The sequence below is a fragment of the Amycolatopsis sp. 505 genome, from assembly GCF_031625235.1.
In the GTDB taxonomy this organism is placed as follows: Bacteria; Actinomycetota; Actinomycetes; order Mycobacteriales; family Pseudonocardiaceae; genus Amycolatopsis.
Genome location: NZ_JACKQP010000006.1, coordinates 470,218 through 495,971, shown reverse-complemented (window position 1 = coordinate 495,971; position 25,754 = coordinate 470,218). Strand labels below are relative to the sequence as shown.

The following is a 25,754-nucleotide window of genomic DNA, read 5'->3' as shown; positions in this document are numbered from 1 at the left end:
TGCGCGCCGGGCTTGACGTGGAGGGCACCCTGCTGCGGGTGCGCAGCCGGGCGCTCGTCCGGGAGATCGCCGCGGCGCAGCCCGCCGAAGCGTTCCCCCCGCACTGGCGCCGCCACGACGAGCCGGTCGCCGCCGCGATCGCGGGCGACGACGTCGCGACCGCGCGCCTGCTCGCCACGATCCGGCCCCTGGTGGTGCGCTACTGCCGCGCCCGCGTCGGCCGCCACGAGCGCTCGTTCGCTTCGGCGGACGACGTCGCCCAGGAGGTCTGCCTCGCCGTGCTGACGGCGCTGCCGTCCTACCACGACCAGGGCCGCCCGTTCCTGGCGTTCGTCTACGGCATCGCCCAGCACAAGGTGGCGGACGCCCACCGCGCCGCGGCCCGCAACCGCAGCGACCCGGTCCCCGAGGTCCCGGACGGGGTGAGCGAAGTGGCCGGGCCGGAGCAGCGGGCGCTGCGGTTCGAGCTGAACGAGCGCCTGGCCCGGCTGCTGGACGTCCTGCCCGCGAAGCAGCGGGAGATCGTCGTGCTGCGGGTGGTGGTCGGGTTGTCGGCGGAAGAGACGGCCGCCGCGGTGGGCTCCACGCCGGGGGCGGTCCGCGTCGCGCAGCACCGCGCCTTGGGCCGGCTTCGGCGCTTGCTCACCGGTGAAGAGTCCTAACGCCGCACCCGCTCCAATACGAACTCCGCCAACGCCGCCGCCGGGCCCTCCATGGACTCGCGGGCCAGCAGCATGAACTCGATGTCCCCGGGTTCCGGGAGCCCGTCGAGCTCGGTCAGGTCCGCCGGCACCAGGCTGCGCGCGTGCAGGGTCACCCCCAGACCGGCCGCCGCCGCGGCGCGCAGGCCCGTCAAGCTCGACGTCTGGCACGCCGCGCGCCACTCCAGCCCGGCGCGTTCGAGGACCTCCACCGCCAGCTGGCGCGTGATCGACGGCATCGGGTACTGCACCAGCGGCACCGGCTGGCCCGGCTCCAGCACGGTGGCCGCCGACCCGATCCAGACCAGCGGCTCCCGCCACAGCAGCCGGCCGTGGTGCGCACCGGGGCGGCGCTTGCCCAGCACCAGGTCCAGCTGCCCGGCGCGCAGCCGCTGCGCCAGGACGTCCGACAGCTCGACGGTCAGCTCGACGTCCACCAGCGGGTGACTGCGGCGCAGCCGGTGCAGGATCTCCGGCAGCTCGCCGAGCGCGAAGTCCTCGGAGACGCCGAAGCGCACCCGGCCGCGCAGCTCGGCGCCGCGGAAGTGCCGCTCCGCGCGCTCTTCGGTGTCGACGATCGTCTGCGCGAACCCGAGCATCGCCTGCCCGCGCGCGGTGAGTTCCACCGTGTGGGTGTCCCGGGCGAACAGCAGGCCGCCGGAGTCGCGCTCGAGCCGCCGCACGTGCTGGCTGACCGTCGGCTGGCCGACGCCGAGCCGCCGCGCGGCCGCGGTGAAGCTGCGCGTCTCGGCGACGGCGAGGAACGAACGGCACAGGCGGGGGTCCAGCACCGGGCCAGCCTATCGCGATTCGCGATTACAGTCAGTTCGGTCATCGTGGTTCACAATGAACGCGAGGGCGCCGAGAATTGCTGCGGAAGGAGATCCATGTCCCGGTTACGTCTCGACCCGTTCGTCCTCGCGATTCTCGCCACCGTCGGCGTCGCCACCCTGCTGCCCGCCTCGGGCGCGGTGGCCGACGGCTTCGGCATCGCCACCACCATCGCCGTCGGCCTGCTGTTCTTCCTGTACGGCGCCCGCCTTTCGACGCAGGAAGCCCTCGACGGGCTGCGGCACTGGCGGCTGCACGCGGTGGTGCTCGCGGCGACGTTCGTCCTGTTCCCGCTGCTTGGCCTGGCGCTGTTCCTGCTGCCGCCGTCGGTGCTGCCGGACCAGCTGGCGGCCGGCGTGCTGTTCCTGGCGGTGCTGCCCTCGACGGTGCAGTCGTCGATCGCGTTCACCTCGATCGCCCGCGGCAACGTCGCGGCCGCGATCTGCAGCGCCTCGCTGTCCAACCTGGCCGGCATCGTGCTGACGCCGCTGCTGGTGGCCCTCCTGCTGGCCGGCGACGGCGCGGGCGTCGACGGTTCGGCCGTGCTCGGGATCGTGCTGCAGCTGCTGGCCCCGTTCGTGGCGGGCCAGCTGGCCCGCCGGTGGATCGGCGGCTGGATCACCCGCCACGCCGCACCGCTGAAGCTCGTCGACCGCGGCTCGATCCTCCTGGTGGTCTACACGGCGTTCAGCGCGGGCATGACGGAGGGCATCTGGCACCGGCTCGACGTGGGTCACCTCCTGGTGCTGCTCGTGGTGTGCGGCGTGCTGCTGGCGGCGGTCCTCGGCGCGACGGGCTGGACCGCCCGGTTGCTGGGCTTCGCGCGGGCGGACCGGATCACCATCGTGTTCTGCGGGTCGAAGAAGAGCCTGGCCAGCGGCCTCCCGATGGCGACGGTGCTGTTCGGGCACGCGCAGGTCGGGTTGATCGTGCTGCCGCTGATGCTGTTCCACCAGATCCAGCTGATCGTCTGCGCCACCCTGGCCCGGCGGTACGCGGCCGCGGAGGACCGGGAGCTCGTTCCGGCGTGATCCCGTGGTGGCCGGATCACCCCACCAAGACGTTCTTGCAGAACAGGTTCGCGTAGCGGTTGACGTTGTCCATGCTGCTGCGCGAACCGAAACCGACGGCCCGGGTGAGGTCGCGGTCCTGCACCGTGCCGGTGTTCGTGTCGATGCGCGTCACGTAGGAGTCGATGTCGGCGGCGTCGGCATGCCCCGATCCGTCCAATGTGTACAGACTGCTGCCGAGGATCGTGTAACCCTGGAAGAGCGCTCTCGAAGTGATGCACGGGACGGGGTTCTGGGACACGGCTCGCCTCCTGGTCCGAACGTCGGCGAGAGCGTCCATCGGCCGCGTACAGACGTCGTACAAGCCCGATGTACGCGGTAACGGCAGAGTGCGGTGCAGCGATGGCGCTGCATCACCACTCTGGAGGACACCTCATGGGGAACAAAGCACGAACCGCACTCGCCGCACTGGCCGGAGCCGCGGCGGTCACGGCGGGCGCCGTCGCGTTCGCGGGCGCGTCGGCCGCCGCCGGCCCGTCAGCGGCACCGCTCGTCCAAACGGCGCAGGCCACCTGCACGACCGACGACGCCGGCTACTGCACGGTCTCGCACAGCCTCGGCGTGACACCGGAGGTGGTCCTGCTCTCCCAGATCACACCGGAGGGCGCCAACGGCTTCATGCTGAGCACCGTGCAGGGTTCCTACACCGCCACCACGTTCCGGGTGCGGGTGATGGCCTTCACGGACATGCCACAGATAATCAGCCAGGTTCGGTTCGGCTATGCGGCCTACGCACCGACGGGAGCACCGACCTCGACACCGCCGGTCACCTCGACGCCGAAAACCACTTCGACTCCGACGCGCACACCCACGCCCAGCACGACCCTCCCGCCGACTTCGGGTTTCCCGACGCCCACCCCCAGCGGCGGCGGAAGCTGAACGGAATCCGCGGTTTTCGTCCGGCCCGCGGGGAATTTCCGTCACCGCGGGCGGGGCGAAGGCTTCTTTCCCAGTTCCTCCGCGAAAATCGCGTCGACCCGCGAACCCGCGCGCCGCAACGCCCGCACGGCCACGCGGACCAAGTAACCCGAAACGAACACGAGCAGCAGCGTCACACCGATCACCCCGGGGTTCGCCAAGACGACCTCCCGGTACACGTTGGCGAGGTAACCCAGGCCGGCCCCCGCGGCGAATGCGTCCAGCAACGCCAGCCGGGCGGCCCAGGAACTCGAGGTGGCAGAGCCCATTCTCACTCCCGCCGTTCCGGTCAGCGGTGACGCCCTTGCAACCTAGACGAGCCTGCGCCGCTCGGCGGCCACTACAACCTGTTTGGCCTACCGGATCTGCCCGGATGGCCGCTGTGATAACTTGAAGCGAACTGGGTGTTCTGTGCACATGCAAACCTCGGGCTGCCTGTGCACGCCGGAACGAGGGGCGGTAGCTCAGTTGGTTAGAGCAGGGGACTCATAATCCCTTGGCCGCGGGTTCGAGCCCCGCCCGCCCTACTCTCGTGAGCCCTCCTTCGGCGCTTCGCGCCTTCGGTGGGCTCTCTCGCTTCGTTGTGTTCTCTGGGGGTGCAACCCCCAGACCCCGCCCGGGGGCTCTGCCCCCGGACCCCCGTCGTGGCTGGTTTGCGTTGTGATCTTCCTTCGGGGCCTCGTAGCCGACCTCGGCCGGGTGCGTGCGCCCACCATTCGGTCTGGGGCGAAACGTGAGCGGGCGGTCGTCCGGGCGGGGAGGGGTCGCCGGTTGGGTGGGTGGGCCGTTTGGTGGGGCTAGTGGCCTTCGTGGCCGGGGTGGTGGCCTGGGGTGGCCGGGTGCATGTGGAAGCGGCTTATCTCGGGTGGGTGGACTACGAACGGGCGCATCATCCCCTCGTCCTCGTGGTCGAGGATGTGGCAGTGGTACATGAATGAGCCCGTTGCCCCCTCGAACCTGCCCGCCACCCGGATCCAGTCGCCCGCCCACACGTCGAACGTGTCCTTCCAGCCCTCCTCGTGCCTCTCGACCGGCCGGCCCGCCGCCGGGGCCGGCAGGGGACGGGCCGTTCCGCCCGCCGCGATGTCGAACGCACTCAGGTCGGCGAACTTGCTCCTGGTCAGCAGCTGCAAGCGCGCCATGTGGATGTGCATCGGGTGCGGCGCACCACCGAGCTGGAAGAAGTTCCACACCACCCAACGGCCGCGGTCGACGAAAATCGTCGTCGCGTCGTCGAACATGCGCGCCACCCTGCGGAACGTCCGCACCCGCCCCAGCACCGGATCGGTGACCTGCAGGACACCCTCCGCCGGGAACCGCGCCGGCAACTCCGCCGGATCGGTGATCTCCTTCAGCTCCCACATCTCCGGGTGCGGCCGGCCCGCCACCCCGGGCGGCGTCGTCGCCACGAACACCTCGTCGTGATCCTCCGGCACCCGCTCCACCCGGGCGTACGAAGCGGACAGCCGCGCCGGCACCCGGAACGGCTCCGGGCGACGCCGGCTCTCGACCCGGAACTCCATGATGTCCGGCTCGATCGAGGCCCCCGTGTTGACCAGCCGCAACCGCTGCCCCGGAAACCGGCTGAAGTCGATCAGCAGGTCGGCGCGCTCGGCCGGGGTCAGGGTCAGCCCACCCGCCGGCACCGCCGCCGGCGCGGGCAGCAGCCCCGCGTCCGTACCGGCGATCCGGACCGCGTCGTTGTGCACCACCCCCGCCTCGTCGACCAGGTCCAGCCGGAAGTACCGGCCGTTCGCCGTGTTCAGCACCCGGAAGCGGTACCAGCGCGCGTCGACGTCCAAGTGCGGCCAGATGCCGCCGTTGACCAAGGTGAACGGGCCGGTCGCCGGAGCCGTCGTGCCGGACGCGGGCAGGTACTGGAACTTGAACAGCAGCCGGCCGGTCAGCGCGCCGGTCGCCGGGTCGGTGTCGAAGTTGCGGTCGGCGAGCACCAGCGGGATTTCGTGGTCACCACCGGGCAGGCGCAGCCGGTCCTCCTCGTCGTCGCGGATCAGGTACAGGCCCGCGAGTCCGGAGTGGACGTTGAAGCGCGTCACGGCCATCGCGTGGTCGTGGTACCAGAGCGCGGTGGCGGCCTGGTGGTTCGGGTACTCGGTGAGCTGTGTGTGCCCCGGCGAAATACCGTTGTGCGCCCAGCCGTCGTTACCGGCGTTCGTCAGCGCCCCGTGCAGGTGCACGACGTTCCACGGCGGCAGCTCGGCGACGCCCTCGATCAGCTCCACCCCGGCGGGCAGGCTGCCGTCCGCGGCGCGGTAGCCGGGCTGGTTCGCGGGCGTCGGCACGGCGTACGGCGCCCGCACCGCCACGAGCGGGACCGTGCCCCGCAGTTCGTTCGCCCACGCGACGCGCAGCCGCTTCCCGCTGCGGACTTCGATGGTCGGGCCGGGAAAATGGCCCTCGTAGGTCCACAGTGTGCTCTCCGGCAGCTGGGAGTGCAGCCGCGTCCGCGCGGTGGTCATGGTGACCGTGAGGTCACCCTGGTACCGCCGCGAATGCGCCTGGATCACCGGCGGGACCCGCAGCGGGTCGAGGAACTTGGTGAGCCCGAAGTGGGGCGCCACCGGCGGCGCGGTGGCCGCCGACGCCGTCCGCGGGGCACTGGGACCGGCCAAGGCCGCCCCCGCGACGACGCCCGCGGCGGTGAGGAAGGTGCGCCGGTCGACGGAATCTGCTTCGGCCATGCGGAACCCTCCGGGCACGGGTGAATACCGGTGATCCGCACGGCTTCCAGCGGGCCGGCGGCTCGGGAACGGTAGCCAGCCGGCCCCCGGCCGGGCATCCCCTCACTTGGTATTCCTCGCGCCGCCGGTCAGCGCACGCGGTCGTAGACCACCGCCGTCTCCCCCAGCTCGCCGGTTTCGTGGTGGGTGAGCCGCCACCGCGACGCGGGCAGGCCGTCGTCGAACAGCCGGGGCCCGCCGCCCGCGATCTCCGGGCAGACCATGAGGTACAGCCGGTCGAGCAGGTCCGCCGCGAGCAGCGGCTTGATGACGCTCGCGCTGCTGTTGACCAGGATGTCGCCGCCGCCGGTGGCCTTCAGCTCGGCGACGACGTCCGCGGCCGGGGCGTTCACCAGCCGGGTGCGCTCCCACGGGGCGTCGGACAGCGTGGTCGAGAAGACCACCTTTTCCGCGTCCACCAGCCATTTCGCGTAGCCGCGGTCGCGCGGGTCGGCGGTTTCGTCGGCGGCGACGGTGGGCCAGAACCCGAGGAACCCCTCCGCATTGCGCCGGCCCAGCACCGCCGTCGTCGCGCTTTCCCAGATGCGGCCGAGGTGGCGCCGCGCGACTTCGGTGGTGGCGTACGGGAGGATCGCGCCCATGTCGGCGGGCCCGGCGGGGCCGTGGTAGCGCCCGTCGAGGGTGAGGCTGAGGTTGGCGGTCACCCGGCGGCCGGTCGGCTCGGTCACGGTGTTCGGTCCTTTCGTTCGGTGAGCACGTCGGTGAGGTGGTCGAGCATCTGGCCCCAGCCGGTTTCGATGCCGGCGATGAAGGGGACGGCCTCGACCGTCGTGGCGGTGATGCGCAGGTCCAGCCGCAGCCGGGTGCCGGCCGGGTCCGGGTGGAGCTCGAGGTCGTAGTGGCCGGTGAAGGAGGCGGGGCCGGTCACCGCGAGGTCGAAGCCGAGGCGGCCGGGTTCGTCCGCGACCCGCACCCGGCCTTCGGCGCGGTACTCGCCGTCGGCGTCGCGGTAACCGAGCACCACCCGGCCGCCCGGCCGCGGCTCGAGGGTGCAGGCGGTGACCGTCATCGACGGCGGAACCCACCAGCTCGCCAGCAGGTCCGCGTCCGTCCAGTGCCGCCAGACGTCGGCGGCCGGCGCGGGCAGCAGGCGGTCGAACGCGAACGCGCGCCCGTCCGCCCACCGGTCCCGGTCCGCGGCCGCCGTCTCCACCTCGACGGCCGCGCGGTACCGCGCCACGGCGTCCCGCTCGTCCGCGTGCGCCTCGGTCGCGTCGGCCAGCTCCCGCAGCCGCCCCGCGAAGGCGGCCAGGGGCCCGGCTTCGAGGGCGTGGACGCGGCGCTGGCCGAGCGGGAAGACGGTGACCAGGCCGGCCCGGGCGAGAGTCTGGAGGTGCTTGGTGGTCTGCGGTTGCCGCAGCCCGGTCAGCTCGGCGAGTTCGCCCACCGAGCGGGGGCGCTCGGCGAGCAGTTCGACGATGCGCCACCGGGCGGCGTCCCCCAGTGCTGCAGCGATCCGGTCCATGGGACCCAGTATTCACACAGAAGAATATTCAGGTCAAGGAATATCTTGGCGGGGTAGCCAGCGCAGCCCGTAGGCGTACCCCAGCTGCGGCGCGGCGAACTCCTGCGCGACCTCGCAGGCGCCGTCCAGCGGCAGCGGCTCGCCCGGCTGCGGCGGGTCGGCGAGCACCGACGGCGGGACGCGGTCCAGCCGCCACACCACCCGCGGCGGATTCCGCGGGTCGAAGCGCACGCGGACCTCGAACGATTCGCACGTCACCAGCGGCACGAACACGTACGACGGCCGGATCGGCAGGCCGTCCCGGATGCGGTACACCAGCGAATACGTGTGGCTGTCGCCGCGGCACAGGGCCCGCGGCAGGTCCAGCAGCCAGCGAAAGTGCCGCTGGCCGTCGCGGGTGCCTTCGCTGATCCGGACGCCGTGCCGGGCGTCCGCGGCGACGTCGCGCTCGCCGTCCCGGCCGTCTTCGGTGCGGGGCACGGTGAACTGCGCGGAGATCCGGGCGAGCGCGTCACGGGTTGCCACGATCAGCCGTTCCTCGGTGACCTCCGGCTCGCCGGTGTCGAGCCGGACGAGCACCTTGAGCCGCTTGACGAACCAGCCGTCGTCCGGGTCGGGGACGCCGTTGCCCGGCCGCGCGCCGGCTTCGATCTCCGCGGCGAGCCGGGCGAACGACCGGTCGACGCGGCGGCGGGCCGTGCGTTCCGAGACGCGCAGCTGATCCGCGAGGACGCCGATCCGGTCGCTCAGCAGGGCGTGCTGGGCGCCGGGGGCGATGCCGAGCGCGACGTTCACCGCCAGTTTGTCGTCGGCCGGGAATTCCGCGATCGCGGCCGAAATCGCTTCCCGCAGAACGCGGCGCGCATCGCGGTCGCTCGTCGTCCGGTGGATTTCACACCAGCCGGAAACGAGCGGCCCGAGCCGGCTGCGCAACCGGTCGGCCTCCAATCCCCAGCCGCGCCGCAACGTGGTGAGTTCCCGGAGCAGCCCGTCCTCGTGTGCCATGGGATTTCCATTGAACCACGGGCACTTCGCGGCGATCGGCGGCCGCTGCTGCGCCGATCAGGTGATTCCCCGGTGGCCAGGGATTGGCCAGTTCCCCGCGATTTCGGCCCGCTCGCGGCCTTTTCCGCCTCCGCGGCTGCCCGACCATTTCCCCGTCGACTTCCGGCGTCGGCATCGGGGAGGAAGGGTGCTGGACACTACCGGACCGGCCGACGTCGCCGGCGTCCGGCGGCTGGCCCGCGACGGCCTGCTCGCCGGCTCGGCGGCGGACGCCCGGCCCCGCGCACTGGCCCGGCTGCGCGGCGGGGTCTACACGGTGGCGTGGCCGCTGGTCTTCACGCGGATCACCAAGCCGCTGGAACACCGGCGCCGCCACGCCGACTGCGCCCGCGGCCTCGAGTGGCTGCGGCCCGACTGCCTCGACCGCTTCCACGACGACGTCGAGGCGGTGGTCGACCACGCCCTGCGGCGCGCGACCGGCCCGATCGACAACCTCGAAGGCTGGCTGGCCACCCGCCTCACCCCGGCCACGGTCGACGCGCACCGGCGCCGCCGCGGCGAAATCGGGGCGTTGCAGCGGCCGCGCCTCCCGGCGTGGCTGGCCGGTGCCCTCGGCGACGACCCGTGGCTGTGCGAGCTGGCGGTGCAGATCCTGGTCTGGGTCGGCGTCCCAGCCACGGCGGGAGCGGAACTGTGGCCCCTGGACGGCTGGGCGGCCCGGCGGACGGAGGTGACGGGCGAGCCCCCGCCCGCCCGCGACACGCTCGACCGCGAGGTGGACCGGGTCCTGGCCGCGATGCGCACCCGCCCGGCGTGGCACGCGGAGCACGTCGAGAGGCCACTGGGGCACAAGCAGGCTCCGGTCGCCCCGATGCCGGCGGAGTCGCCACCGCTGGAGCTGGTCGCTCCGCACGAGCTGGCGGACGCCCGGCTCGCGGACCTGGCCGAGCGGGCGCTGCGGGCGATCGAACTCCGGTTGGACCGTGGCGAGGCGGCGGCCTCGGCGGTGCCGGCGGTGGTCCGCGCGGTGTTCGGCGAGCAGGCCCCACAGGGCACACCCCACGACGACTGGCTGGCGGTGGCGTTGGCGGACCGGGAGCGAGTGGAGGGGATCGTGACGACGGCCCTGGCCATCCTGGGCCGCTGACCCCGCTCCCGGGAAAGCCGTCAGCCGTCTTCGAGCGAACGGCGGCGGGCTTCGAACACGGCGGTCAGGGTTTCGGGGGTGCAGCCCGCCGCGCGGGCGCGGTGGCCGGCTGCCGTCAGCTCGGCCAGCAGGAGCGCGCGCACCGCAGCGCGGGTCGCCTCCGGGAGTCTCGAACACGGGTCGGTCACCCTCGGCCTCCTCTCGCCGGCACCAGACTTCACCTGACGGACACGCCCGCCGGCACCTCGCCGCGACATACCCGCGGCACCGAACGTCGCGAATGACTCATTCGCGGCACCAGAGGTCGCGAATGACTCATTCGCGACCTCGGCGCCCCGCAACAGCCGGCGGCAGTCCACTAACGGCCCCGCGACAGCCGGCGGCCGACCTCAGCGGCCCCGCAGCAGCGAGCGGCCGCCTCTTGGCGCCCCCACGGCAACCGGGCGGCCGGCCGCCGGAGCCCTGGCGACCACCGATGGCCGCCCCTCAGCGCCACCACGGCGGCGGGGGCACCGGGAGCTGCAGGGGGCAGCCGCCGGTGTGGCGGCCCGTCCAGCAGTCCGCCAGCCAGCGGGTCAGCGCGACCGGCCCGAGGAGGCTGTCCTCCCACACCGGCGTCAGCTCGCCCGCGCGGCGCAGCATCGCTTCCGCCGTGCCGCAGAAGGAAACCACCGCCGCGATCGCCGCGTCGGCGCGTTCGGCGGGCCAGGCGACCGCGGCTCCGGGGAGCCGGGCCGGGATGGCCAGGCCGGTGCCGACGGTGCAGTTGCGCGCCAGCTGCACGGCGAGATCGAACTCGACGGCTTCGGCGTGACGCTGTCTCGCCCGCCAGCGGGGCGAAGCGGCCGCGGCGTACAGCCCGACCAGGCGGGCGGCGACCAGCCCGTCCCACACCGTCATGAGCACCGCTCGCGTGTCGGCCGGGTGGGCGTCGGCGAGCTCGTGGGTGACGGCGCTGAGCCAGGCACACGGGTCCTTGACTTGACGATCAGCGGCGACGGTCACGGCTGTCAGTTTCCCACCGCCACGGGGAAGCAACCCCCGGATGATCATGGTTCACCCCAGCATCACCCGGTCAGTGGCGGGCCGTTGAGCGGCCCCGTAACCCAATCGGGCACTGGGCGTGACCGAATCGTCACAGCTGTGCGATCATGTCGGCGCTCAGTGCCGAGCACGCCCTCCCGAACCCTTCCCGTGAAAGGCCCCCGACGAGTGATCAAGATCAGCAAGAGCCGGGCCGGCACCCAGCGCGTCACCTTCAGCCTGCCGATCGGCGCGCCGCCCGGCCGGGTGAGCGTCGTGGGCTCGTTCAACGACTGGACGCCAGGGCGGCACCACCTCACGCCGCGCTCCAACGGCCGCCGCTCGGCGTCGGTCGACGTGACGCCGGGAACGGTCCTGCAGTTCCGCTACCTCGGCGAGGGCGGCCACTGGTTCGACGACCCGGACCTGCCCGACCGCGCCGACGGCAACTGCGTCTGCACGACGTCGTAGCGGCTCAGCCCCGCCGGCGCCGCTTCCCCGCGGCCCCGCCACCCCGCCGCGCCGGCTTGGCCGCGGCGGGCTTGCGTTCCGGGCGCTTGCGCTCGGCGGGCGCCTGCGGGCGCCCGCGTGTGCTGTTCACCGTCCGGCCGCGGACGATCCCGATGAACTGCTCCATCAGGTCCGTCGTCTCCTCCTCCAGCCACGACAGCGCGACGCTCGACTGCGGCGCGTCCCCGACCGGCCGGTAGGTGAGGTCCCGGCGGTGGTGCAGCCGGGCGAGCGACTGCGGGACGACGAGCACCCCGACGCCGGCCGCGACCAGCTCGATGGCGTCCGCCGTCGTCTCGGGCCGGGAGACCGCCGGACGTCCCGGCCACGTCTCCCACGAAAGCGTGTCGTCGACCGGGTGCAGCACGACCTCGTCCGCCAAGTCCTCAGTGGACACTTCGTCCGCCGCCGCGATCAAGTGGTCTTTCGGCACCACGACGACCGTCGTCTCGGTGTAGAGCGGGATCGCGTGCAGGCCGTCCCGGTCGATCGGCGACCGCAGCAGCGCCGCGTCGGCGTCCCGGGCGCGCAGCAGGCCGGTCGCGTCGGCGGCCTCCACCGGGACCAGGGTCAGCGGCACCTCCGGCACCCGCTCGCCCCAGGTCCGCACCCACTTGGCGGGGGTCGCTCCCGGGACGTACGCGAGCTTGAAAGAGGTCACCGGGTCAGGTTACCGGGAGTGACGCTGGCTACCCTGGACGGCATGACGTCGCACAAGACCACCCAGACGATGAAGCCCGCGACGGCGGCGAAGAAGCTGGGTGTGTACCTCGAAGCCACCCCCGCGGAGTTCCGGGAGGGCGTCGTGACGCGCGACGAGCTGAACGCGCTGCAGGCCGACCCGCCGGAGTGGCTGCGGGAACTGCGCCGCACGGGCCCGCACCCCCGCCCGGTGGTCGCGGCGAAGCTGGGCGTCTCCATCGGCGGCCTCACCCGCGGCGGCATCACCGAGCCGCTCACCACCGAGCAGATCGACGCCCTGAAGGCGGAAAACCCCGACTGGCTGGTCCGCGAGCGCGCCACCCAGGCCGAGGTCCGCAAGGAAGCCGTGCGGGTGAAGGAACAGAACCGCTGACCGCCGCCGACCTCTCGGCCGAGGCCGCGGACCGCCTCGACGCCGAAGACGAGCTCGCCGCGTTCCGCGAGCGGTTCGTCCCGATCGGCGATCCCGGCGTCGTCGCCTACCTCGACGGGAACTCCCTGGGCCGCCCCTTGCGCGCCACCGCGGAGCGGCTGCAGGAGCTCGTCACCCACGAGTGGGGTGGCCGGCTGATCCGGTCCTGGGACGAACGCTGGCTCACGCTGCCCGAAGAGATCGGGGACGAGCTCGGCCGCGTCGCGCTCGGCGCCGCACCGGGGCAGACCATCGTCGCCGACTCGACGTCCGTGTGCCTCTACAAGACGCTCCGGGCCGCCGTCGCGCTGCGGCCGGGCCGGGACGAGATCGTCACCGACACCGCGAACTTCCCCACCGACCGGTTCCTCGTCGAGAGCGTCGCCGCCGAGCTCGGGCTCACCGTCCGGTGGGCCGAGAGCGACGACGTCGCCGCGATCGCCGGGCCACGGACCGCGGTCGTCACCCTGTCCCATGTGGACTACCGGACGGCGGCGATCACCGACCTCGCCGCCGTCACGCGGCTGGTGCACGAGCGCGGCGGGCTCGTCGTCTGGGACCTCTGCCACAGCGTCGGCTCGATCCCGGTCGCACTCGACGCGGCCGGCGCCGACTTCGCCGTCGGCTGCACCTACAAGTTCCTCAACGCCGGGCCCGGCGCGCCCGCGTTCCTCTACGTCAACGCGCGCCACCACGCCGCGTTCGGCCAGCCCATCACCGGCTGGATGGGCGCCGCCGACACCTTCGGCATGGCCGCGGAGTACGTCCCCGCACCGGGCATCCGGCGGGCGCTCTCCGGCACCCCGCCGGTGCTCGGCATGGTGGGCGTCCAGGAAGGCGTGGCGCTGCTGGCGGAAGCGGGCCTCGACCGCGTGCGGGCCAAGGCAGTGGCACTGGGCCGGTGGGTGCTCGCCCTCGCCGACGCCTGGCTCGTCCCGCTCGGCTTCACGGTCGCCTCACCGCGCGACGACGACCGCCGCGCCGGGCACGTCACCCTCCGCCACCCGGACGCCGAACGGCTTTCCCGCGTCCTCATCGAGCACGGCGTGCTCATCGACTTCCGCCGCCCGGACGGCATCCGCATCGGGCTGAGCCCGCTCACCACCGGCTTCGCCGAGGTCCGGCGGGCGATGGAGCGCATCCGCGAGCTCGCCGGCTGACCGGTCCGGCACAGGTCCGGACCAGCGACGCCAAAAATAGTAGCCATGTATTTAGTAGCCATGTACGCTATCTGGCATGAGCACTCCCGGCCACCTCGTCTGGCGGCTTTCCACGAAGTGGCGGGTCGCCGTCGACCGCGCCCTCGCTCCCCTCGGGCTGACGCACGCGCAGTACGTCTTCCTCTCCTCGCTGTCCGGCCTGGAGCGGGCCGGAACGAGCCCGAGCCAGCGCGAACTGGCCGACCACACCGGCTTGGAAGCGCTCTACGTCTCCAAGCTCGCCCGCACGCTCGACGCCGACGGTTTCGTCGAGCGCACCCGTGACCCGGCCGACACCCGGACCGTCCGGCTGCGCCTCACCGCCCGCGGGCGCGAGGTGACCGAACCGGCGATCGCCACCGTAGGCGAGCTGCTCGACCGGCTCCTCGCCCCGCTCGGCGGCCGGCACGGCGACCGCACCGCGGCGCTGGCCCGCGAGCTCACCCTCCTCCTCGAAACCCCATTGGAGTCCTGAAACCATGCTGCACCACGAAGAAACGGGCACCGGCGCGCCGATCGTCTTCCTGCACGGCAACCCCGGCTCGTCGCACAGCTGGCGCAACGTCCTTCCGCACGTCGGCGGCGGACGGCTGCTGGCCCCCGACCTCATCGGCATGGGCCGCTCGCCCAAGCCGGACATCGCCTACACCTTCGCCGACCACGCCGGCCACCTCGACCGGTGGTTCGACGCTCTCGGCCTGGACGACGTCGTCCTCGTCGGACACGACTGGGGCGGCGCGCTCGCCTTCGACTTCGCCGCCCGGCACCCCGGCCGCGTCCGCGGGCTCGCGTTCTTCGAAACCATCGTCAAGCCGATGGCCTGGGACGACCTGACCCCGCAGGCCGCCGAGCGCTCGCGGAAGATCCGCACCCCCGGTGTCGGCGAGGACATGGTGCTGACGCAGGACCTGTTCATCCGCCAGGCGTACACCGGCGGAGTGCGCACCCCGGTCGCCGACGACGACCTGGCGGCATTCCTCGCCCCGTTCCCGACCCCCGAAAGCCGTCGCCCGGTGCTGGCGTGGGCCCGCCAGCTGCCCCTCGGCGGCGACCCGGCCGAGCTCGTCGAGCGCATCGAGGCCTACGACGAGTGGCTCGCGGGCAGCGACGCCACACCGAAGCTGCTCCTGACCTTCGAGGGCTCACCGACGCTGCTCATCGGCGAGAAGATGGCGCAGTGGTGTTCGGAGCACATCGCCGCGCTCGACGTCGTCGCGTGCGGGGAGGCCGGGCACCACGCCCAGGAGGACCGGCCGAAGGAGATCGCCGCGGAAGTCGCGGGCTGGCTGGACCGGCACGGCCTGCGTTAGGTGTGCCGCAGCGGCGGATTCGCCGTCACGCCGAGGACACGCGCGGCCACCCAGGCCAAGCCGTCGGCCGTGCGGGCCGGCGTGTCCGACGGCTGCATCACGTGGCTGAGGACCGTGCGGACGATCAGGTCGATCACCACGTCGACCTGGTCGCCGGCCAGCGGTGGGTGGTAGGCCGCCACGCGGCCGGCCACCACCGCCTTCGCCTGGGCGAGCAGCGCGCCCGAGTCGGTGGTCAGCAGTGGGAGGAGTTCGGGGGCGGTGCCGTGCGTCGCCGAGACGATCGCGCGCAGCAGGGTGTTGTCGTCGGCGAGTTCGAGGACCGCGCGGACGGCGTCGTAGATCGCCTCGACCAGGTCGTCCGGGTGGCGGTCGAAGGCCGCACGGACGACCGAGAGGAACCGGTCGAGCTCGTGCGCGACCATCGCTTCGGCCAGCGCGGGCTTGGACCCGATCTCGTTGTACACGGTCTGGCGGCTGACCCCGGCCAGCTCGGCCAGCCGCGCCATCGTGACGGCCTGCCAGCCGGAGCGCGCCGTCAGCTCGATCGCCGCGGCGATGATCGGCCGCCGGTGCTGCCCACCTTCGGCCGGCACCTGGACCGCCCTGCTCATGATCGGCATTCTAGGCCCCGGCCCGGTCCACCCGTCCCGGTGCGACGAAGTCCACCTTCTCGCGCACGCCGCAGTCCGGGCAGCACCAGGAGTCCGGGATCGCCGCCCACGGCGTGCCGGCCGGGAAGCCTTCCCGCGGGTCGCCACGCTGCTCGTCGTAGACGTACCCGCAGCCGGGACACCTGCCGCCTTCGGTGGCGTCGCCGCGGGTGTCGGCGAGCTCGGGGGCGGCCGCCGTGACGCGGGTTCCGTACCGGGCCAGGACTTTCGCCCGCTTGCCGGGCTGGATGTTGGCGCGCGAGATGTCGCCGTCGAAGTGGGCGAGCACGCGCGGGTCCATCACCCGGCGCCACAGCGGCGGGATCAGCGCGAGCACGATCATCCCGGCGTACCCGGTGGGCAGCACCGGCGACTCGGCGAAGTCGCGCAGCGTCTGATAGCGCCGGGTCGGGTTGGCGTGGTGGTCGCTGTGCCGCTGCAGGTGGTAGAGCAGGACGTTCGTGGCGATGTTGTTGGAGTTCCAGCTGTGGCTGGGATCGACGCGCTCGTACCGGCGCCGCCCGGGCGCGCCGACGCGCTGCCGCAGCATCCCGTAGTGCTCCATGTAGTTGACGACCTCCAGCAGCGAAAACCCGACGACGGCCTGGATCACCAGGTAGGGCAGGACACCGGTGCCGAGCCAGGCGACCAGCGCCGCCCACAGGACCGCGGACATCAGCCAGGCGTTGACGACGTCGTTGCCGAGCCGGTACGGGTGGCGGTTGCGCCGGGCGTAGCGCTTGCGCTCCAGGCGCCACGCCGACTTCAGCGAGCCGAAGACCGTCCGCGGCCAGAAGCGGTAGAAGCTTTCGCCGACGCGGCTGCTCGCCGGGTCTTCCGGGGTCGCCACGCGGACGTGGTGGCCGCGGTTGTGCTCGATGTAGAAGTGGCCGTACCAGCTCTGCGCCAGCGCGATCTTCGACAGCCAGCGCTCGTGGCTTTCCTTCTTGTGGCCCAGTTCGTGCGCGGTGTTGATGCCGATCCCGCCGACGCACCCGATCGACACGGCGAGGCCGATCTTGTCCGCCACGGTGAGGTCGCCGCGCGCGATCAGCCAGAACGCGGCCGCGAAGCCGAGGTACTGGACGGGCAGGAAGGCGAAGGTGATCCAGCGGTAGTAGCGGTCGTTCTCCAGCCGGGCGATGACGTCGTCGGGCGGGTTGCTCCGGTCGAGCCCGGCGACGAGGTCGATCAGGGGGACGATCACCAGGATCACGACCGGCCCGATCCAGAACCAGCCGCCCCACCCGGTGGCGGCGTGCAGCCCGATGGCGAGGAACGCCAAGGAGGGCACGACGAGGCCGATCAGCCACAGGTACCGCTTGCGGTCGCGCCACACCTCGGTCGAGCCGGCGGGCAGGGTTCCGGTCGCTTCGCTCATCACACCCTCCTTGGCGCTGAGTGGACATGAAGGTAGCCGATGTCGAGGTAGCTTGACAAGCACTGATCAGATGTAAAGCTACGCAGCGTCGCGCTCGCCTGCGCCCGACGGTGCGGACGGCGCCCCGGCGGGCACTTCCAGGCACCTCCCGTTCCCTTTCTTCCTCGGCCGCGAAGCACCGCAGACGGCGAACCGGCGGAATTCAGTTTCACCCGTTCGGCCCAGTGATCGAGAGCCCGAATTAGCTCGCAGCGCCATAACCAGAGGAAATGCCGGTAATCGCTCCGGAGCAGACAGTAAACACCGTTCGCCACCAGCCGGACGAGTGTCCGCAAGCCGGGTCGCACCGACCGGGTGTCAGGGGTTCGTGGTAAAAAACGGACCCTGATCGATTCCGCGGCAACACGGAGGGTGAGGCGAAGACGAGGTGACGGCGGCAGCTGTATCCCATCGTCGTGTCCGCTTCCTCGTCCGGGTCCCCATTCCTCGCCGACCGTCACTCAGGAGTTCGTGAACCGCCGTGCTGAACAAAGACCCCCGGGACGAGTCGGACAAGCCGTACGACAAGTCGATCCGCAAAAGGCTGACCAGGACCGTTCTCATTCCCAGCGTGACGCTGCTGGTGCTGTGGATCGCGGTCTCGTCCTACTTCCTCTTCAACGGCGTTTACGTCCGGTTGGTCGCGGCCTCCGTGCGTGAGGTCTCCATCCCCGCCGCCACCGCGCTGGCCGAGTTCCAGAAGGAACGCCAGACGGCGCTGCAGTACCTGGACGACCCCGCGCTCGGCCCGGCCCGGCTCCAGCAGCAGCAGAAGGCCACCGACGAAAAGCTCGTCGCGCTGAAGGACGCGTTCGCCGCGACGATCTCCAACGCGCCGGACGAGATCGCGTCCAAGGTGAACGCCCTGAAGGCCCAGTTCGACCAGCTGCCCGTGCTGCGCTCGCAGATCAGCTTCCGCAGCATCGACCGCGGTCAGGTCAACGCCTACTACAACGGCGTGATGGACACCGCGTCCAACCTCTTCGACACCCAGGCCCGGGTCGTCCCCGACGCCGAGGCCGCGACCGGCGGCATCACGGCGACCTCGGTGTTCCGCGCCGGCGACATGATGTCGCGCGAGACGTCGCTGGTCTCGACGGCCTACTCCGCCGGGACGTTCGCGCCCGGCGACTTCGCCCAGTTCGCCCAGCTGTCGGGGCTCTACCGGACACAGCTGGAACAGGTGGCGCCGTTCCTCGACCCGGGCGTCCGCCAGAAGTACCAGGCGCTGACCACCAGCACGGCCTGGCGCCAGCTGGCGACGGCCGAAGAAGCGCTCGTCAAGCACGGCCCGTGGTCGGCGGGCGAGCAGAACTCCGTGCCGGTGTCCGAAACGGACTGGCAGAACGCGACGAACCAGGTCGCCCAGGGCCTGAACGACCTCGCGATCACCCAGGCGGACAAGGTTTCCGCGGCCGCGATCGACGCCGGTGACGCCCAGCTGCGCAACGTCATCATCGGCTCCATCGTCGCCCTGCTCGCCTCGCTGGCGGCGATCATCGTCGCGGTGCGGGTGTCCCGCTCGCTCGTCGACCGCGCCCTGATGACCCGTCTCGCGCGGCTGCGCAACGACTCCCTCGACCTCGCCCGCAACCGGCTGCCGGACATCGTGGAGCGGCTGAAGAGCGGCGAACCCGTCGACCTGAAGGAAGAACTCCCCCGGCTCGACCACGGCCGCGACGAGATCGGGCAGGTGGCCGAGGCGTTCAACGTCGCCCAGCTGACCGCCGTCAACGCCGCGGCGAGCGAGGCCAAGGCCCGCAGCGGTGTGCACAACGTGTTCCTCGGCATCGCGCACCGCAACCAGGTCCTGGTCCACCAGCAGCTGCAGATCCTCGACGAGATGGAAGCGCGCGAGGACGACTCGACGCAGCTGGCGTCGCTGTTCCAGCTCGACCACCTCGCCGCCCGCGCCCGCCGCACCACCGAGAACCTGATCATCCTCGGCGGCAAGCAGCCCGGCCGCCGCTGGCGCAAGCCGGTGCCGCTGATGGAGGTCCTGCGCGCGGCCGTCTCGGAAACCGAGCAGTACGCGCGGGTCCAGGTCGAGCAGGTGCCCGACGTCGCGATCGTCGGGGCCGCGGTGGCCGACACGATCCACCTCGTCGCCGAGCTGGTCGACAACGCGACGTCGTTCTCGCCACCCGGCTCGCCGGTCGAGGTGACCAGCCGGATGGTCGCGCGCGGCGTCGTCGTCGACGTCTCGGACCAGGGGCTCGGCATGAAGGACGGCGTCCGCGAGTGGGCGAACGCGATGATGGCCGAAGCCCCCGAGTTCGACGCGATGGCGCTGCGGGCCGACTCCAGCCTCGGCCTCTTCGTGGTCGCGCGCCTGGCGGCCCGGCTCGGGATCACCGTCACCTTCGACCCGTCCCGCTACGGCGGCCTGCGCGCCACCGTCCTGATCCCCACCCAGCACCTGGCCGGCGAGGACGGGGACCCGGCCGCGGCCGTGGAATCCTCGCCGGCCGAGACCACCGCGGTCCTCGCGCCGGTGGGCGCCCCGGCACCGCAGGCAGCAGAAAGCCCGCTCCGCACGATGGACACGCCCAGCTCGTTCAGCGGCCAGATCCCGATGAAGCGAGACACCAAGCCGAGGCCGTACCCGGCACGCGCCCTCACCCCGCCCGACCCGCTGCCCTCCGTGCCGGCGGCGGCGCCGGAGCCGGCGCCGATCACCCCGGCGACAGACGTGAAGCCGACCGACGACCGGCCCCGGCTGCCCCGGCGGGAGCCGCAGCAGAACCTCGTCGCCCAGCTCGAGAACGAACCCGACGACAGCGAGGACGAAGTCGTGGCGCCGGGCGAAGGCACCGCGCGCACGCTCGCGGCGTTCCACAAGGGCACCCGCCGCGGGCGCGGCGGACCGGACGACGACTCGTAATCCCCGGCCACACACACGTCAAGTCCACACAGGAAAGTCAGGGTCTGAAGTCGAATGAACGAGTACGGGAGCCCCAAACCCGATCTCAACTGGCTGCTCGACGATATGGTGAACCGCGTGGTCGGCGCGCAGAACGCCATCGTGCTGTCCGCCGACGGGCTGCTGATCGGCAAGTCGGCCGGGATGAGCAAGGACGACTCGGACCAGCTTTCGGCCATCGCCTCCAGCCTGCAGAGCCTCGCCAAGGGGGTGAGCAAGCAGTTCAACCGCGGCCCGGTGCTGCAGAACATGATCGAAATGGAGCGCGGTTACCTGTTCGTCTCCGCGGCGGGCCAGGGGGCGTGCCTCGCCGTGCTGGCCGCGGACAACGTCGACGTCGAGATGATCGCCTACGAGATGAGCCGGCTCGTCAAGCGCGTCGGCGACTACATGGCGTCCGCGCCGCGAGAAGCGGCGTCGGTGCTGCGGGAGGCCACATGAGTGCCGAAGACGGCTGGTACGACGAAGCCGCCGGGCCGCTGGTCCGGCCCTACACGATCACGAGCGGCCGGACGCCGGCCGGCACCGCGCGGCTGGACCTGTCCACGCAGGTGATGACCCTGCGCTCGGAGCAGGAGCCGACCGGGCTGGGCCCGGAGCACGTGGCGATCGTGCAGCTGTGCCGCCACCCGGTGTCGGTCGCCGAGATCGCCGTCTACGTCAAGATCCCGCTGGGGGTCGTGCGGGTGCTCGTCGGCGACCTGATCGAACGCGGCCTCGTCATCACGCGCTCGCCCACCCATAACCCGGCACAGTCGCCGGACCTCGAAACACTCCAGGCGGTTCTCGATGGCCTCATCAAGTACTGACGGCACCGGGGCCGAGCTGGTCCCCACCCCGGTCAAGATCATCATCGCCGGCGGTTTCGGTGCCGGGAAGACCACGATGGTCGGTTCGGTCAGCGAGATCCCGCCGCTGACCACCGAAGAGGTGCTCACCGAGGCGAGCGCCGGCGTCGACGACCTGTCCGGCGTCGAGCGCAAGACGACCACGACGGTCGCGCTCGACTTCGGCCGGATCACCATCTCGCCGCGGCACGTGCTGTACCTGTTCGGAACGCCGGGCCAGGCGCGCTTCTGGTTCATGTGGGACGACCTGGCCCGCGGGGCGATCGGGACGGTGGTGCTGGTCGACACCCGGCGGCTGGAGACCAGCTTCGCCGCGATCGACTTCTTCGAGCGCCGGAAGATCCCGTTCGTCGTCGCGGTGAACTGCTTCGACAACGCGCCGCGCTACACCGCCGACGAGATCCGTGAGGCGCTGGTGGTCCCGGATCGTGTGCCGATCGTCATGTGTGACGCACGCGACCGTGACTCCAGCAAGCTCGCGCTGATCCGGCTCGTCAAGCACGCGATGACCGTGGTGCCCGCGCGGGTCTGAGACCTGCGCGTTGTCCGGTTTTGTCCTGACTGGACAGCGCCGGTGTCCGTTGTGGCCCTCCGTGGCCGCGGCGGGCACCGGCGTACCCACATGGCGCAATTGACTGGACCACCCGGGTGCAGACTTTTAGTTGAGCAAGCATCCAACTGATAGCATCCGCTCGTGACGAGTCGCGTGCCGGAGTTTCCTGAATATATAAGGGAAAACTATCCGGCTCAGGGTCGTCTCTTCGGTGACTTTCTGGGTGGGCTGTGGTCCACCGCGTGCGAAGCGCTGGACGTCCCCTTGGAGCAGTCCGTCCGGACCACCCGGATGCTGCGGGCGCTGCTGCCGCCGTGGGCGCACGAGCGGATCGGGCCGGCTCCCGACCCGCCGTCCTATGTGGCGGACGACGGGTTCCCGGCCGAGATGTCGGTCAACTGGTCCGGTGCGCGGCCGGAGCTGCGAGTGCTGTTCGACAGCCTCGGCCACGACGTGGTTTGGCCTGGTGACAGCGTTTTCCGCACCCGCCGCCTCGACCACGTCCACGAGACGTTCACCCCGCGCGCGGGCCGGCCGTCGCCGGCGCCGCTGTGGCATTCGATCGCCTGGCGGCCCCCGTCCGGAGTGGTGCACAAGACGTACTTCGGGCTGTATTCGTGGCCGCACGCCCAGCGCGAGGCCGCGGTGGCCGAGGCGATGGCGCGGCTCGGCCTCGGCGAGGCCTGGGCCGACACCCGACGTCGTGTCGAAACTGTCGAAGGCAACCGCGAAATCGAGTTCTTCGCCGTCGACCTGACCGACGAAGCGCAAGCCCGCGTGAAGATCTACTACCGCAACCACGACGCCGGCCTCGCCGAGGTCGAGCGCGTCGCCGCGGTGGCCCTGCACCACGACTCCGCCCAGGCCCGCGCCGCTTACCGGACGCTGGCCGGCCAGGACGGCAACGCCGGCGAGGCGGCGTTGAGCTGCCTGGCGTTCCGGTCCGGCGTGGACCGTGCCGCCGAGTCCACGACGTACCTGCGGCTGCCCGCACTCACGCCGGACGACGGCGAAGCCGTGGAGCGCACGGCCGAGCTGCTGCACGACCAAGGCGTCGACCCCGGCCCGTTCCGCACGCTCGCCGCCGCGCTCGCCCCCGGGCCGTTGAGTGGCCCCGGAGCACGGGTGCTGGAACTGGTGAGCTTCCGCGCCGCGGGCCGGCACGGCGACGTGACCACGTACTTCCGGTTCCCGGTCTTCGACCGGCCGCCCCCCTCCCCCCTTTCGCCCGTCGATCTCGGATAGCCCAGCAGAAGGAGCAGATCGTGACCGAGCAGGACGTCGAGCGGGTCGCCCGCCACAACGAACAGCGGCAGCGGGAGTACGAGGGGTCGGCCCTGATCCGGCTGCTGACCGACGAGAGCACCACGGCGGAGACGAAGAAGGCGGTGCTCACGTACCTGCAGCCGTGGTCGAACGCCTTCCAGCGGATGATCAGCGCCCGGGTGACCTTCGAGAGCGACCCGGAGCTGCGCGCGCTCGCGTGCGAGCACCAGGCCGAAGAGGTCGGCCACGACAAGATCCTGGCCCGCAGCCGCGCGGACGACCGGGAACTGGTCTGGGACCCGGTCATCGAGATGGGCGCGTCCTGGTTCGTCGACCAGTTCGCGATCCTGCCCGGCGTGCAGCGCGCCGTCCTGGCGCACCTGGCCCTCGAGGCGGGCAGCCTGGTGTTCAGCCAGGCGGGCACGAAGGCGTTCCCCGACGACGAATACTTCGAGCTGCACGACGAAGCGGACGTCGAGCACCTCGAGATGGGCTACGAAGTCCTGCGCCGGCGCGCGGACTGGACCCCGGAGGCGGCGATCACCGTGCTGGACCGGGCGTGGCAGGTGATCGGCGTGGTTTCCGACCGCATCGCGGAGTGCGCCGTCCGCGATACGGTGGCCGCATGACGACCACCGAACCGGCCGACGCGGCCCGCGAAATCGCCGTCGAAGCCGCTCAGGCCTACCAGGAAGCGTTGGGAGAGCGCCTGATCGGCGCGTACCTGCTGGGAAGCCTGGCCTACGGTGGCTATTCCGCGGCCGCAAGCGACATCGACCTGGCTCTGGTCCTCACCGACGCCGGCGACCCCGCTTCGGTCCAGAGCACAACAGAGAAGCTGCAGCAGCGAAGCCCGTTGCACCGCAAGCTTTCGGTGTTCTGGGCATCGTTGCCGGCGTTGCGCGAAGGCCGCGACGACGGCCGCTTCCCGGCACTGGACCGCTTGCAGCTGGCCGACGACGGCCGGGTGCTGGTGGGCGAGGACGTCCGCGCGGAGGTGGCCCGCCCGGAGGCGTCGGAGCTGCTGCTGGAGAGCGCGCGCTTCGCGATCGCGGTGCTGGCGACGGACGAGGTGACGGCCGAGTTCCGGTCGCCGAAGCGGCTGCTGGTGGACAAGGTGTGGTTCACGAAGGCGGTGCTGTTCCCGGTCAGGTTCCTGTATTCGGGAACAACCCCGACCGGCCGGGCGGCGAACAACGACGAAGCGATCGACTGGTACCTGCGCCAGCCGGACGCCCCGGCGGCATCGCTGGTGAGCTTGGCCCGCAAGGTCCGCGCGGGTCACCCACTGGAGCCGGCCGAGGTGGAGCCGGAACTGGCGGCGGGGCTGGTGCCGCTGTACCGGTACTACATCGAGGCGGAAGCCGAGCGCCTGCGGGATTCCGGCGCGCCGGCGGATCTGGTGGACGCTTTCACCGACTGGGACAAGCGGCTGGCCTGAGCAGGGGCCGCGATTTCCACGCCAGCGGAGGGCACCGACAAGTTCGGCGCCCTCCGCTGCGTCGGCCGGCGGTTGTCCACGGGCCACGTGCGAACCGGCGGCCGGGCGCGCGGGTGCCGTCCTAGGCCACTTGCCAACCGGCGGCCGGGAGCGCAAGGCAGCCAGGGCATAACCACACGCGAACCGCCGGCCGGGGGCGCGAGCCGGGCTGGGGCGCTGCGGAGTGGCGGCCGGGAGCGCGAGCCGGCCACGGCATAACCACACGCGGACCGGCGGCCGGGAGCGCAACCCGGCCAACGACGTCACCAGACCTCCCCCGCCCCTCATCCCAGCCATCCCTTCAGTCGGCGACCGGGTGTGTCAAGGCACGCTTTCCCGCCTTGACACACCCGGGCGACGACTGACACTCCCACCGGAGGGGCGGGGGAGGTCGGACCCGCCCAAACCACGGCAGAAAAGAAAAGCGTCCTCGCCGGACAGGCAGGCTCCGGGATGACCACCGACTACCGCTGTCAGCCCACCCTGGGGAGGTGGGCCGCGGGGTGGCCATCCCGTCGCCTGAATCGAGGCCTATCACTTTGAGCCGGGCCCGCAAGCTTGCGTCGTCGGCCCGCTCTGCGCGGTGGGTTGCGGGCCCGGCTCAAAGCGATTTTCACGGCCTCAGGCGACGGGATGACCACCCAGCTCCCTCCTTGTGAACAGCCGGCGCTCCCGTCACCGCAGGGTCAACGGTGTCTCGGCGGCCACCCGGGTCAGCTTCTCCGGGTTCCTCACGAAATAAAGCCCGCTGATCCGGCCGCCCTCCACGCGGATCGCCATGATTCCGTCGAACGCGCCGTCCACGTGCATGGCCAGGGCCGGGTTCCCGTTCACCGTTACCGGGAGGCCGGTCAGTTCGATCTCCGTCTTGCCGATACCTCCGATGATGAAGCGGCCCACCTTGCCCGCGCCCGAAACCGGGCGCAGGGCCGCCTGCTTCACGCCGCCGCCGTCGCTCAGCAGGACCACGTTCGGCGCGAGGAGATCGAGCAGCCCCTGCAGGTCTCGGCCCTCGATCGCCCGCTGAAACGACTCCAGCACCGCCCTCGTCTCGCGTGCCGACACCACCTCGCGCGGGCGGCGCGCGTCCACGTGGCGGCGCGCGCGGTGCGCGATCTGCCGGACCGCCGCCGGGCTCTTCCCCACCGCCTCGGCGATTTCGTCGTAGCCCACGTCGAACACCTCGCGCAGCACGAACACCGCGCGCTCGGTCGGCGCCAGCGTCTCCAACACCAGCATCAACGCCATCGACACGCTTTCCGCGAGCTCGACGTCCTCTGCCACGTCCGGCGTCGTCAGCAGCGGCTCCGGCAGCCACGGCCCGACGTACGCCTCCTTGCGGCGCTGCATCGTGCGCAGGCGGTTGAGCGCCAGCCGGGTCGTGATGCGGACCAGGTACGCGCGCTCGTCACGCACCTCGGCGAGGTCGACCTCGGCCCAGCGCAGCCACGTCTCCTGAAGAACGTCCTCCGCGTCGGCCGCCGAGCCGAGCATCTCGTAGGCGACGGTGAACAGCAGGTTCCGGTGGGCGACGAAGGCCTCGGTCATCACGTCTG

29 protein-coding genes and 1 tRNA gene are annotated in these 25,754 nt (G+C 71.8%); 17 read left to right on the top strand and 13 right to left on the bottom strand.

The genetic code is table 11. From position 1 onward, the window contains the following. Positions 1-65 precede the first annotated feature (65 nt). On the top strand, positions 66-662 hold the full coding sequence (locus tag H5965_RS24320; RefSeq protein WP_310972679.1) for a sigma-70 family RNA polymerase sigma factor: 597 nt from the start codon (positions 66-68) through the stop codon (positions 660-662). Here the strand turns inward: H5965_RS24320 and H5965_RS24315 are convergent. Continuing rightward, positions 659-1,492, bottom strand: coding sequence for a LysR substrate-binding domain-containing protein (locus tag H5965_RS24315; RefSeq protein WP_310972534.1), 834 nt, complete (start codon positions 1,490-1,492; stop codon positions 659-661). The genes H5965_RS24320 and H5965_RS24315 overlap by 4 nt on opposite strands. Before the next feature lie 96 nt (positions 1,493-1,588). On the opposite strand from H5965_RS24315, the gene H5965_RS24310 reads away from it, so the two are divergent. Beyond that, positions 1,589-2,563: a bile acid:sodium symporter family protein gene (locus tag H5965_RS24310; RefSeq protein WP_310972533.1), complete on the top strand. Its 975-nt coding sequence runs from the start codon at positions 1,589-1,591 to the stop codon at positions 2,561-2,563. A 16-nt stretch (positions 2,564-2,579) separates the two neighbouring features. Here H5965_RS24310 and H5965_RS24305 read toward each other — a convergent pair whose 3' ends face one another. Then, a complete protein-coding gene (locus H5965_RS24305) occupies positions 2,580-2,843 on the bottom strand; it encodes a hypothetical protein (RefSeq protein WP_310972532.1) in 264 nt (87 codons plus the stop codon). Between the two features lie 134 nt (positions 2,844-2,977). Here H5965_RS24305 and H5965_RS24300 point away from each other — a divergent pair, with 134 nt between their 5' ends. After that, on the top strand, positions 2,978-3,481 hold the full coding sequence (locus tag H5965_RS24300; RefSeq protein ID WP_310972531.1) for a hypothetical protein: 504 nt from the start codon (positions 2,978-2,980) through the stop codon (positions 3,479-3,481). Positions 3,482-3,522: 41 nt separating this feature from the next. Here the strand turns inward: H5965_RS24300 and H5965_RS24295 are convergent, their stop codons facing one another. Then, complete coding sequence (locus tag H5965_RS24295; RefSeq protein ID WP_310972530.1) at positions 3,523-3,789, bottom strand: hypothetical protein; 267 nt, start codon at positions 3,787-3,789, stop codon at positions 3,523-3,525. Between the two features lie 184 nt (positions 3,790-3,973). On the opposite strand from H5965_RS24295, the gene H5965_RS24290 reads away from it, so the two are divergent. After that, a tRNA-Ile gene (locus tag H5965_RS24290) sits at positions 3,974-4,047 on the top strand. 270 nt (positions 4,048-4,317) lie between these two features. On the opposite strand, the gene H5965_RS24285 is transcribed toward H5965_RS24290, so the two are convergent. From H5965_RS24285 to H5965_RS24270, 4 genes are all read right to left on the bottom strand, one after another. Then, on the bottom strand, positions 4,318-6,222 hold the full coding sequence (locus H5965_RS24285; protein ID WP_310972529.1) for a multicopper oxidase domain-containing protein: 1,905 nt from the start codon (positions 6,220-6,222) through the stop codon (positions 4,318-4,320). A gap of 128 nt (positions 6,223-6,350) precedes the next feature. Continuing rightward, complete coding sequence (locus tag H5965_RS24280) at positions 6,351-6,950, bottom strand: dihydrofolate reductase family protein (protein ID WP_310972528.1); 600 nt, start codon at positions 6,948-6,950, stop codon at positions 6,351-6,353. Then, the gene (locus tag H5965_RS24275) at positions 6,947-7,747 is read right to left on the bottom strand and encodes a metalloregulator ArsR/SmtB family transcription factor (RefSeq protein ID WP_310972527.1); all 801 of its coding nucleotides are present in this window, start codon (positions 7,745-7,747) and stop codon (positions 6,947-6,949) included. Before H5965_RS24275 ends, H5965_RS24280 begins: the two co-directional genes overlap by 4 nt. Positions 7,748-7,780: 33 nt before the next feature. Next, positions 7,781-8,752, bottom strand: a complete 972-nt coding sequence (locus H5965_RS24270) for a hypothetical protein (RefSeq protein ID WP_310972526.1) — start codon at positions 8,750-8,752, stop codon at positions 7,781-7,783. Between the two features lie 187 nt (positions 8,753-8,939). Here H5965_RS24270 and H5965_RS24265 point away from each other — a divergent pair, with 187 nt between their 5' ends. Then, a complete protein-coding gene (locus H5965_RS24265; RefSeq protein WP_310972525.1) occupies positions 8,940-9,899 on the top strand; it encodes a hypothetical protein in 960 nt (319 codons plus the stop codon). 20 nt (positions 9,900-9,919) lie between these two features. Here the strand turns inward: H5965_RS24265 and H5965_RS24260 are convergent, their stop codons facing one another. Then, entirely contained in the window at positions 9,920-10,087 is a 168-nt protein-coding gene (locus H5965_RS24260; RefSeq protein ID WP_310972524.1) for a hypothetical protein, read from the bottom strand. 298 nt (positions 10,088-10,385) lie between these two features. Beyond that, complete coding sequence (locus H5965_RS24255) at positions 10,386-10,904, bottom strand: hypothetical protein (RefSeq protein WP_310972523.1); 519 nt, start codon at positions 10,902-10,904, stop codon at positions 10,386-10,388. 207 nt (positions 10,905-11,111) lie between these two features. On the opposite strand from H5965_RS24255, the gene H5965_RS24250 reads away from it, so the two are divergent. Continuing rightward, entirely contained in the window at positions 11,112-11,393 is a 282-nt protein-coding gene (locus H5965_RS24250) for an isoamylase (RefSeq protein ID WP_310972522.1), read from the top strand. 4 nt (positions 11,394-11,397) lie between these two features. Here H5965_RS24250 and H5965_RS24245 read toward each other — a convergent pair whose 3' ends face one another. Further along, on the bottom strand, positions 11,398-12,093 hold the full coding sequence (locus H5965_RS24245; RefSeq protein ID WP_310972521.1) for a substrate-binding domain-containing protein: 696 nt from the start codon (positions 12,091-12,093) through the stop codon (positions 11,398-11,400). A 42-nt stretch (positions 12,094-12,135) separates the two neighbouring features. Here H5965_RS24245 and H5965_RS24240 point away from each other — a divergent pair, with 42 nt between their 5' ends. The 4 genes from H5965_RS24240 (at position 12,136) to H5965_RS24225 (ending at position 15,055) form a co-directional block, all read left to right on the top strand. Then, positions 12,136-12,507: a DUF5997 family protein gene (locus H5965_RS24240; protein WP_310972678.1), complete on the top strand. Its 372-nt coding sequence runs from the start codon at positions 12,136-12,138 to the stop codon at positions 12,505-12,507. Beyond that, positions 12,504-13,706, top strand: coding sequence for an aminotransferase class V-fold PLP-dependent enzyme (locus H5965_RS24235; RefSeq protein ID WP_310972677.1), 1,203 nt, complete (start codon positions 12,504-12,506; stop codon positions 13,704-13,706). The genes H5965_RS24240 and H5965_RS24235 overlap by 4 nt, the downstream gene beginning before the upstream one ends. 76 nt (positions 13,707-13,782) lie before the next feature. Next, the gene (locus H5965_RS24230) at positions 13,783-14,220 is read left to right on the top strand and encodes a MarR family transcriptional regulator (RefSeq protein WP_310972520.1); all 438 of its coding nucleotides are present in this window, start codon (positions 13,783-13,785) and stop codon (positions 14,218-14,220) included. Positions 14,221-14,224: 4 nt separating this feature from the next. Then, a complete protein-coding gene (locus H5965_RS24225; protein ID WP_310972519.1) occupies positions 14,225-15,055 on the top strand; it encodes a haloalkane dehalogenase in 831 nt (276 codons plus the stop codon). Here the strand turns inward: H5965_RS24225 and H5965_RS24220 are convergent. Both H5965_RS24220 and H5965_RS24215 read right to left on the bottom strand, forming a co-directional pair. Then, entirely contained in the window at positions 15,052-15,678 is a 627-nt protein-coding gene (locus H5965_RS24220) for a TetR family transcriptional regulator (RefSeq protein WP_310972518.1), read from the bottom strand. The two genes, H5965_RS24225 and H5965_RS24220, sit on opposite strands and share 4 nt — an antisense overlap. Before the next feature lies 1 nt (position 15,679). Continuing rightward, positions 15,680-17,089, bottom strand: a complete 1,410-nt coding sequence (locus H5965_RS24215; protein WP_310972517.1) for a fatty acid desaturase — start codon at positions 17,087-17,089, stop codon at positions 15,680-15,682. A gap of 520 nt (positions 17,090-17,609) precedes the next feature. Between H5965_RS24215 and H5965_RS24210 the strand changes: the two genes are divergently transcribed. From H5965_RS24210 to H5965_RS24180, 7 genes are all read left to right on the top strand, one after another. After that, positions 17,610-20,012 (top strand): ATP-binding protein, encoded by a 2,403-nt coding sequence (locus H5965_RS24210; protein WP_310972516.1) that lies wholly within the window; start codon positions 17,610-17,612, stop codon positions 20,010-20,012. 54 nt (positions 20,013-20,066) lie between these two features. Continuing rightward, entirely contained in the window at positions 20,067-20,492 is a 426-nt protein-coding gene (locus tag H5965_RS24205; RefSeq protein ID WP_013228184.1) for a roadblock/LC7 domain-containing protein, read from the top strand. Beyond that, complete coding sequence (locus H5965_RS24200) at positions 20,489-20,860, top strand: DUF742 domain-containing protein (RefSeq protein ID WP_310972515.1); 372 nt, start codon at positions 20,489-20,491, stop codon at positions 20,858-20,860. The genes H5965_RS24205 and H5965_RS24200 overlap by 4 nt, the downstream gene beginning before the upstream one ends. Further along, positions 20,841-21,431, top strand: a complete 591-nt coding sequence (locus H5965_RS24195; RefSeq protein ID WP_310972514.1) for an ATP/GTP-binding protein — start codon at positions 20,841-20,843, stop codon at positions 21,429-21,431. Before H5965_RS24200 ends, H5965_RS24195 begins: the two co-directional genes overlap by 20 nt. A 285-nt stretch (positions 21,432-21,716) precedes the next feature. After that, on the top strand, positions 21,717-22,697 hold the full coding sequence (locus tag H5965_RS24190) for a hypothetical protein (protein WP_310972513.1): 981 nt from the start codon (positions 21,717-21,719) through the stop codon (positions 22,695-22,697). Between the two features lie 20 nt (positions 22,698-22,717). Further along, positions 22,718-23,347 (top strand): hypothetical protein, encoded by a 630-nt coding sequence (locus tag H5965_RS24185; protein WP_310972512.1) that lies wholly within the window; start codon positions 22,718-22,720, stop codon positions 23,345-23,347. Further along, complete coding sequence (locus H5965_RS24180; RefSeq protein WP_310972511.1) at positions 23,344-24,159, top strand: hypothetical protein; 816 nt, start codon at positions 23,344-23,346, stop codon at positions 24,157-24,159. Before H5965_RS24185 ends, H5965_RS24180 begins: the two co-directional genes overlap by 4 nt. Before the next feature lie 714 nt (positions 24,160-24,873). Here H5965_RS24180 and H5965_RS24175 read toward each other — a convergent pair. Then, complete coding sequence (locus H5965_RS24175; RefSeq protein ID WP_310972510.1) at positions 24,874-25,746, bottom strand: RNA polymerase sigma-70 factor; 873 nt, start codon at positions 25,744-25,746, stop codon at positions 24,874-24,876. Positions 25,747-25,754 lie beyond the last annotated feature (8 nt).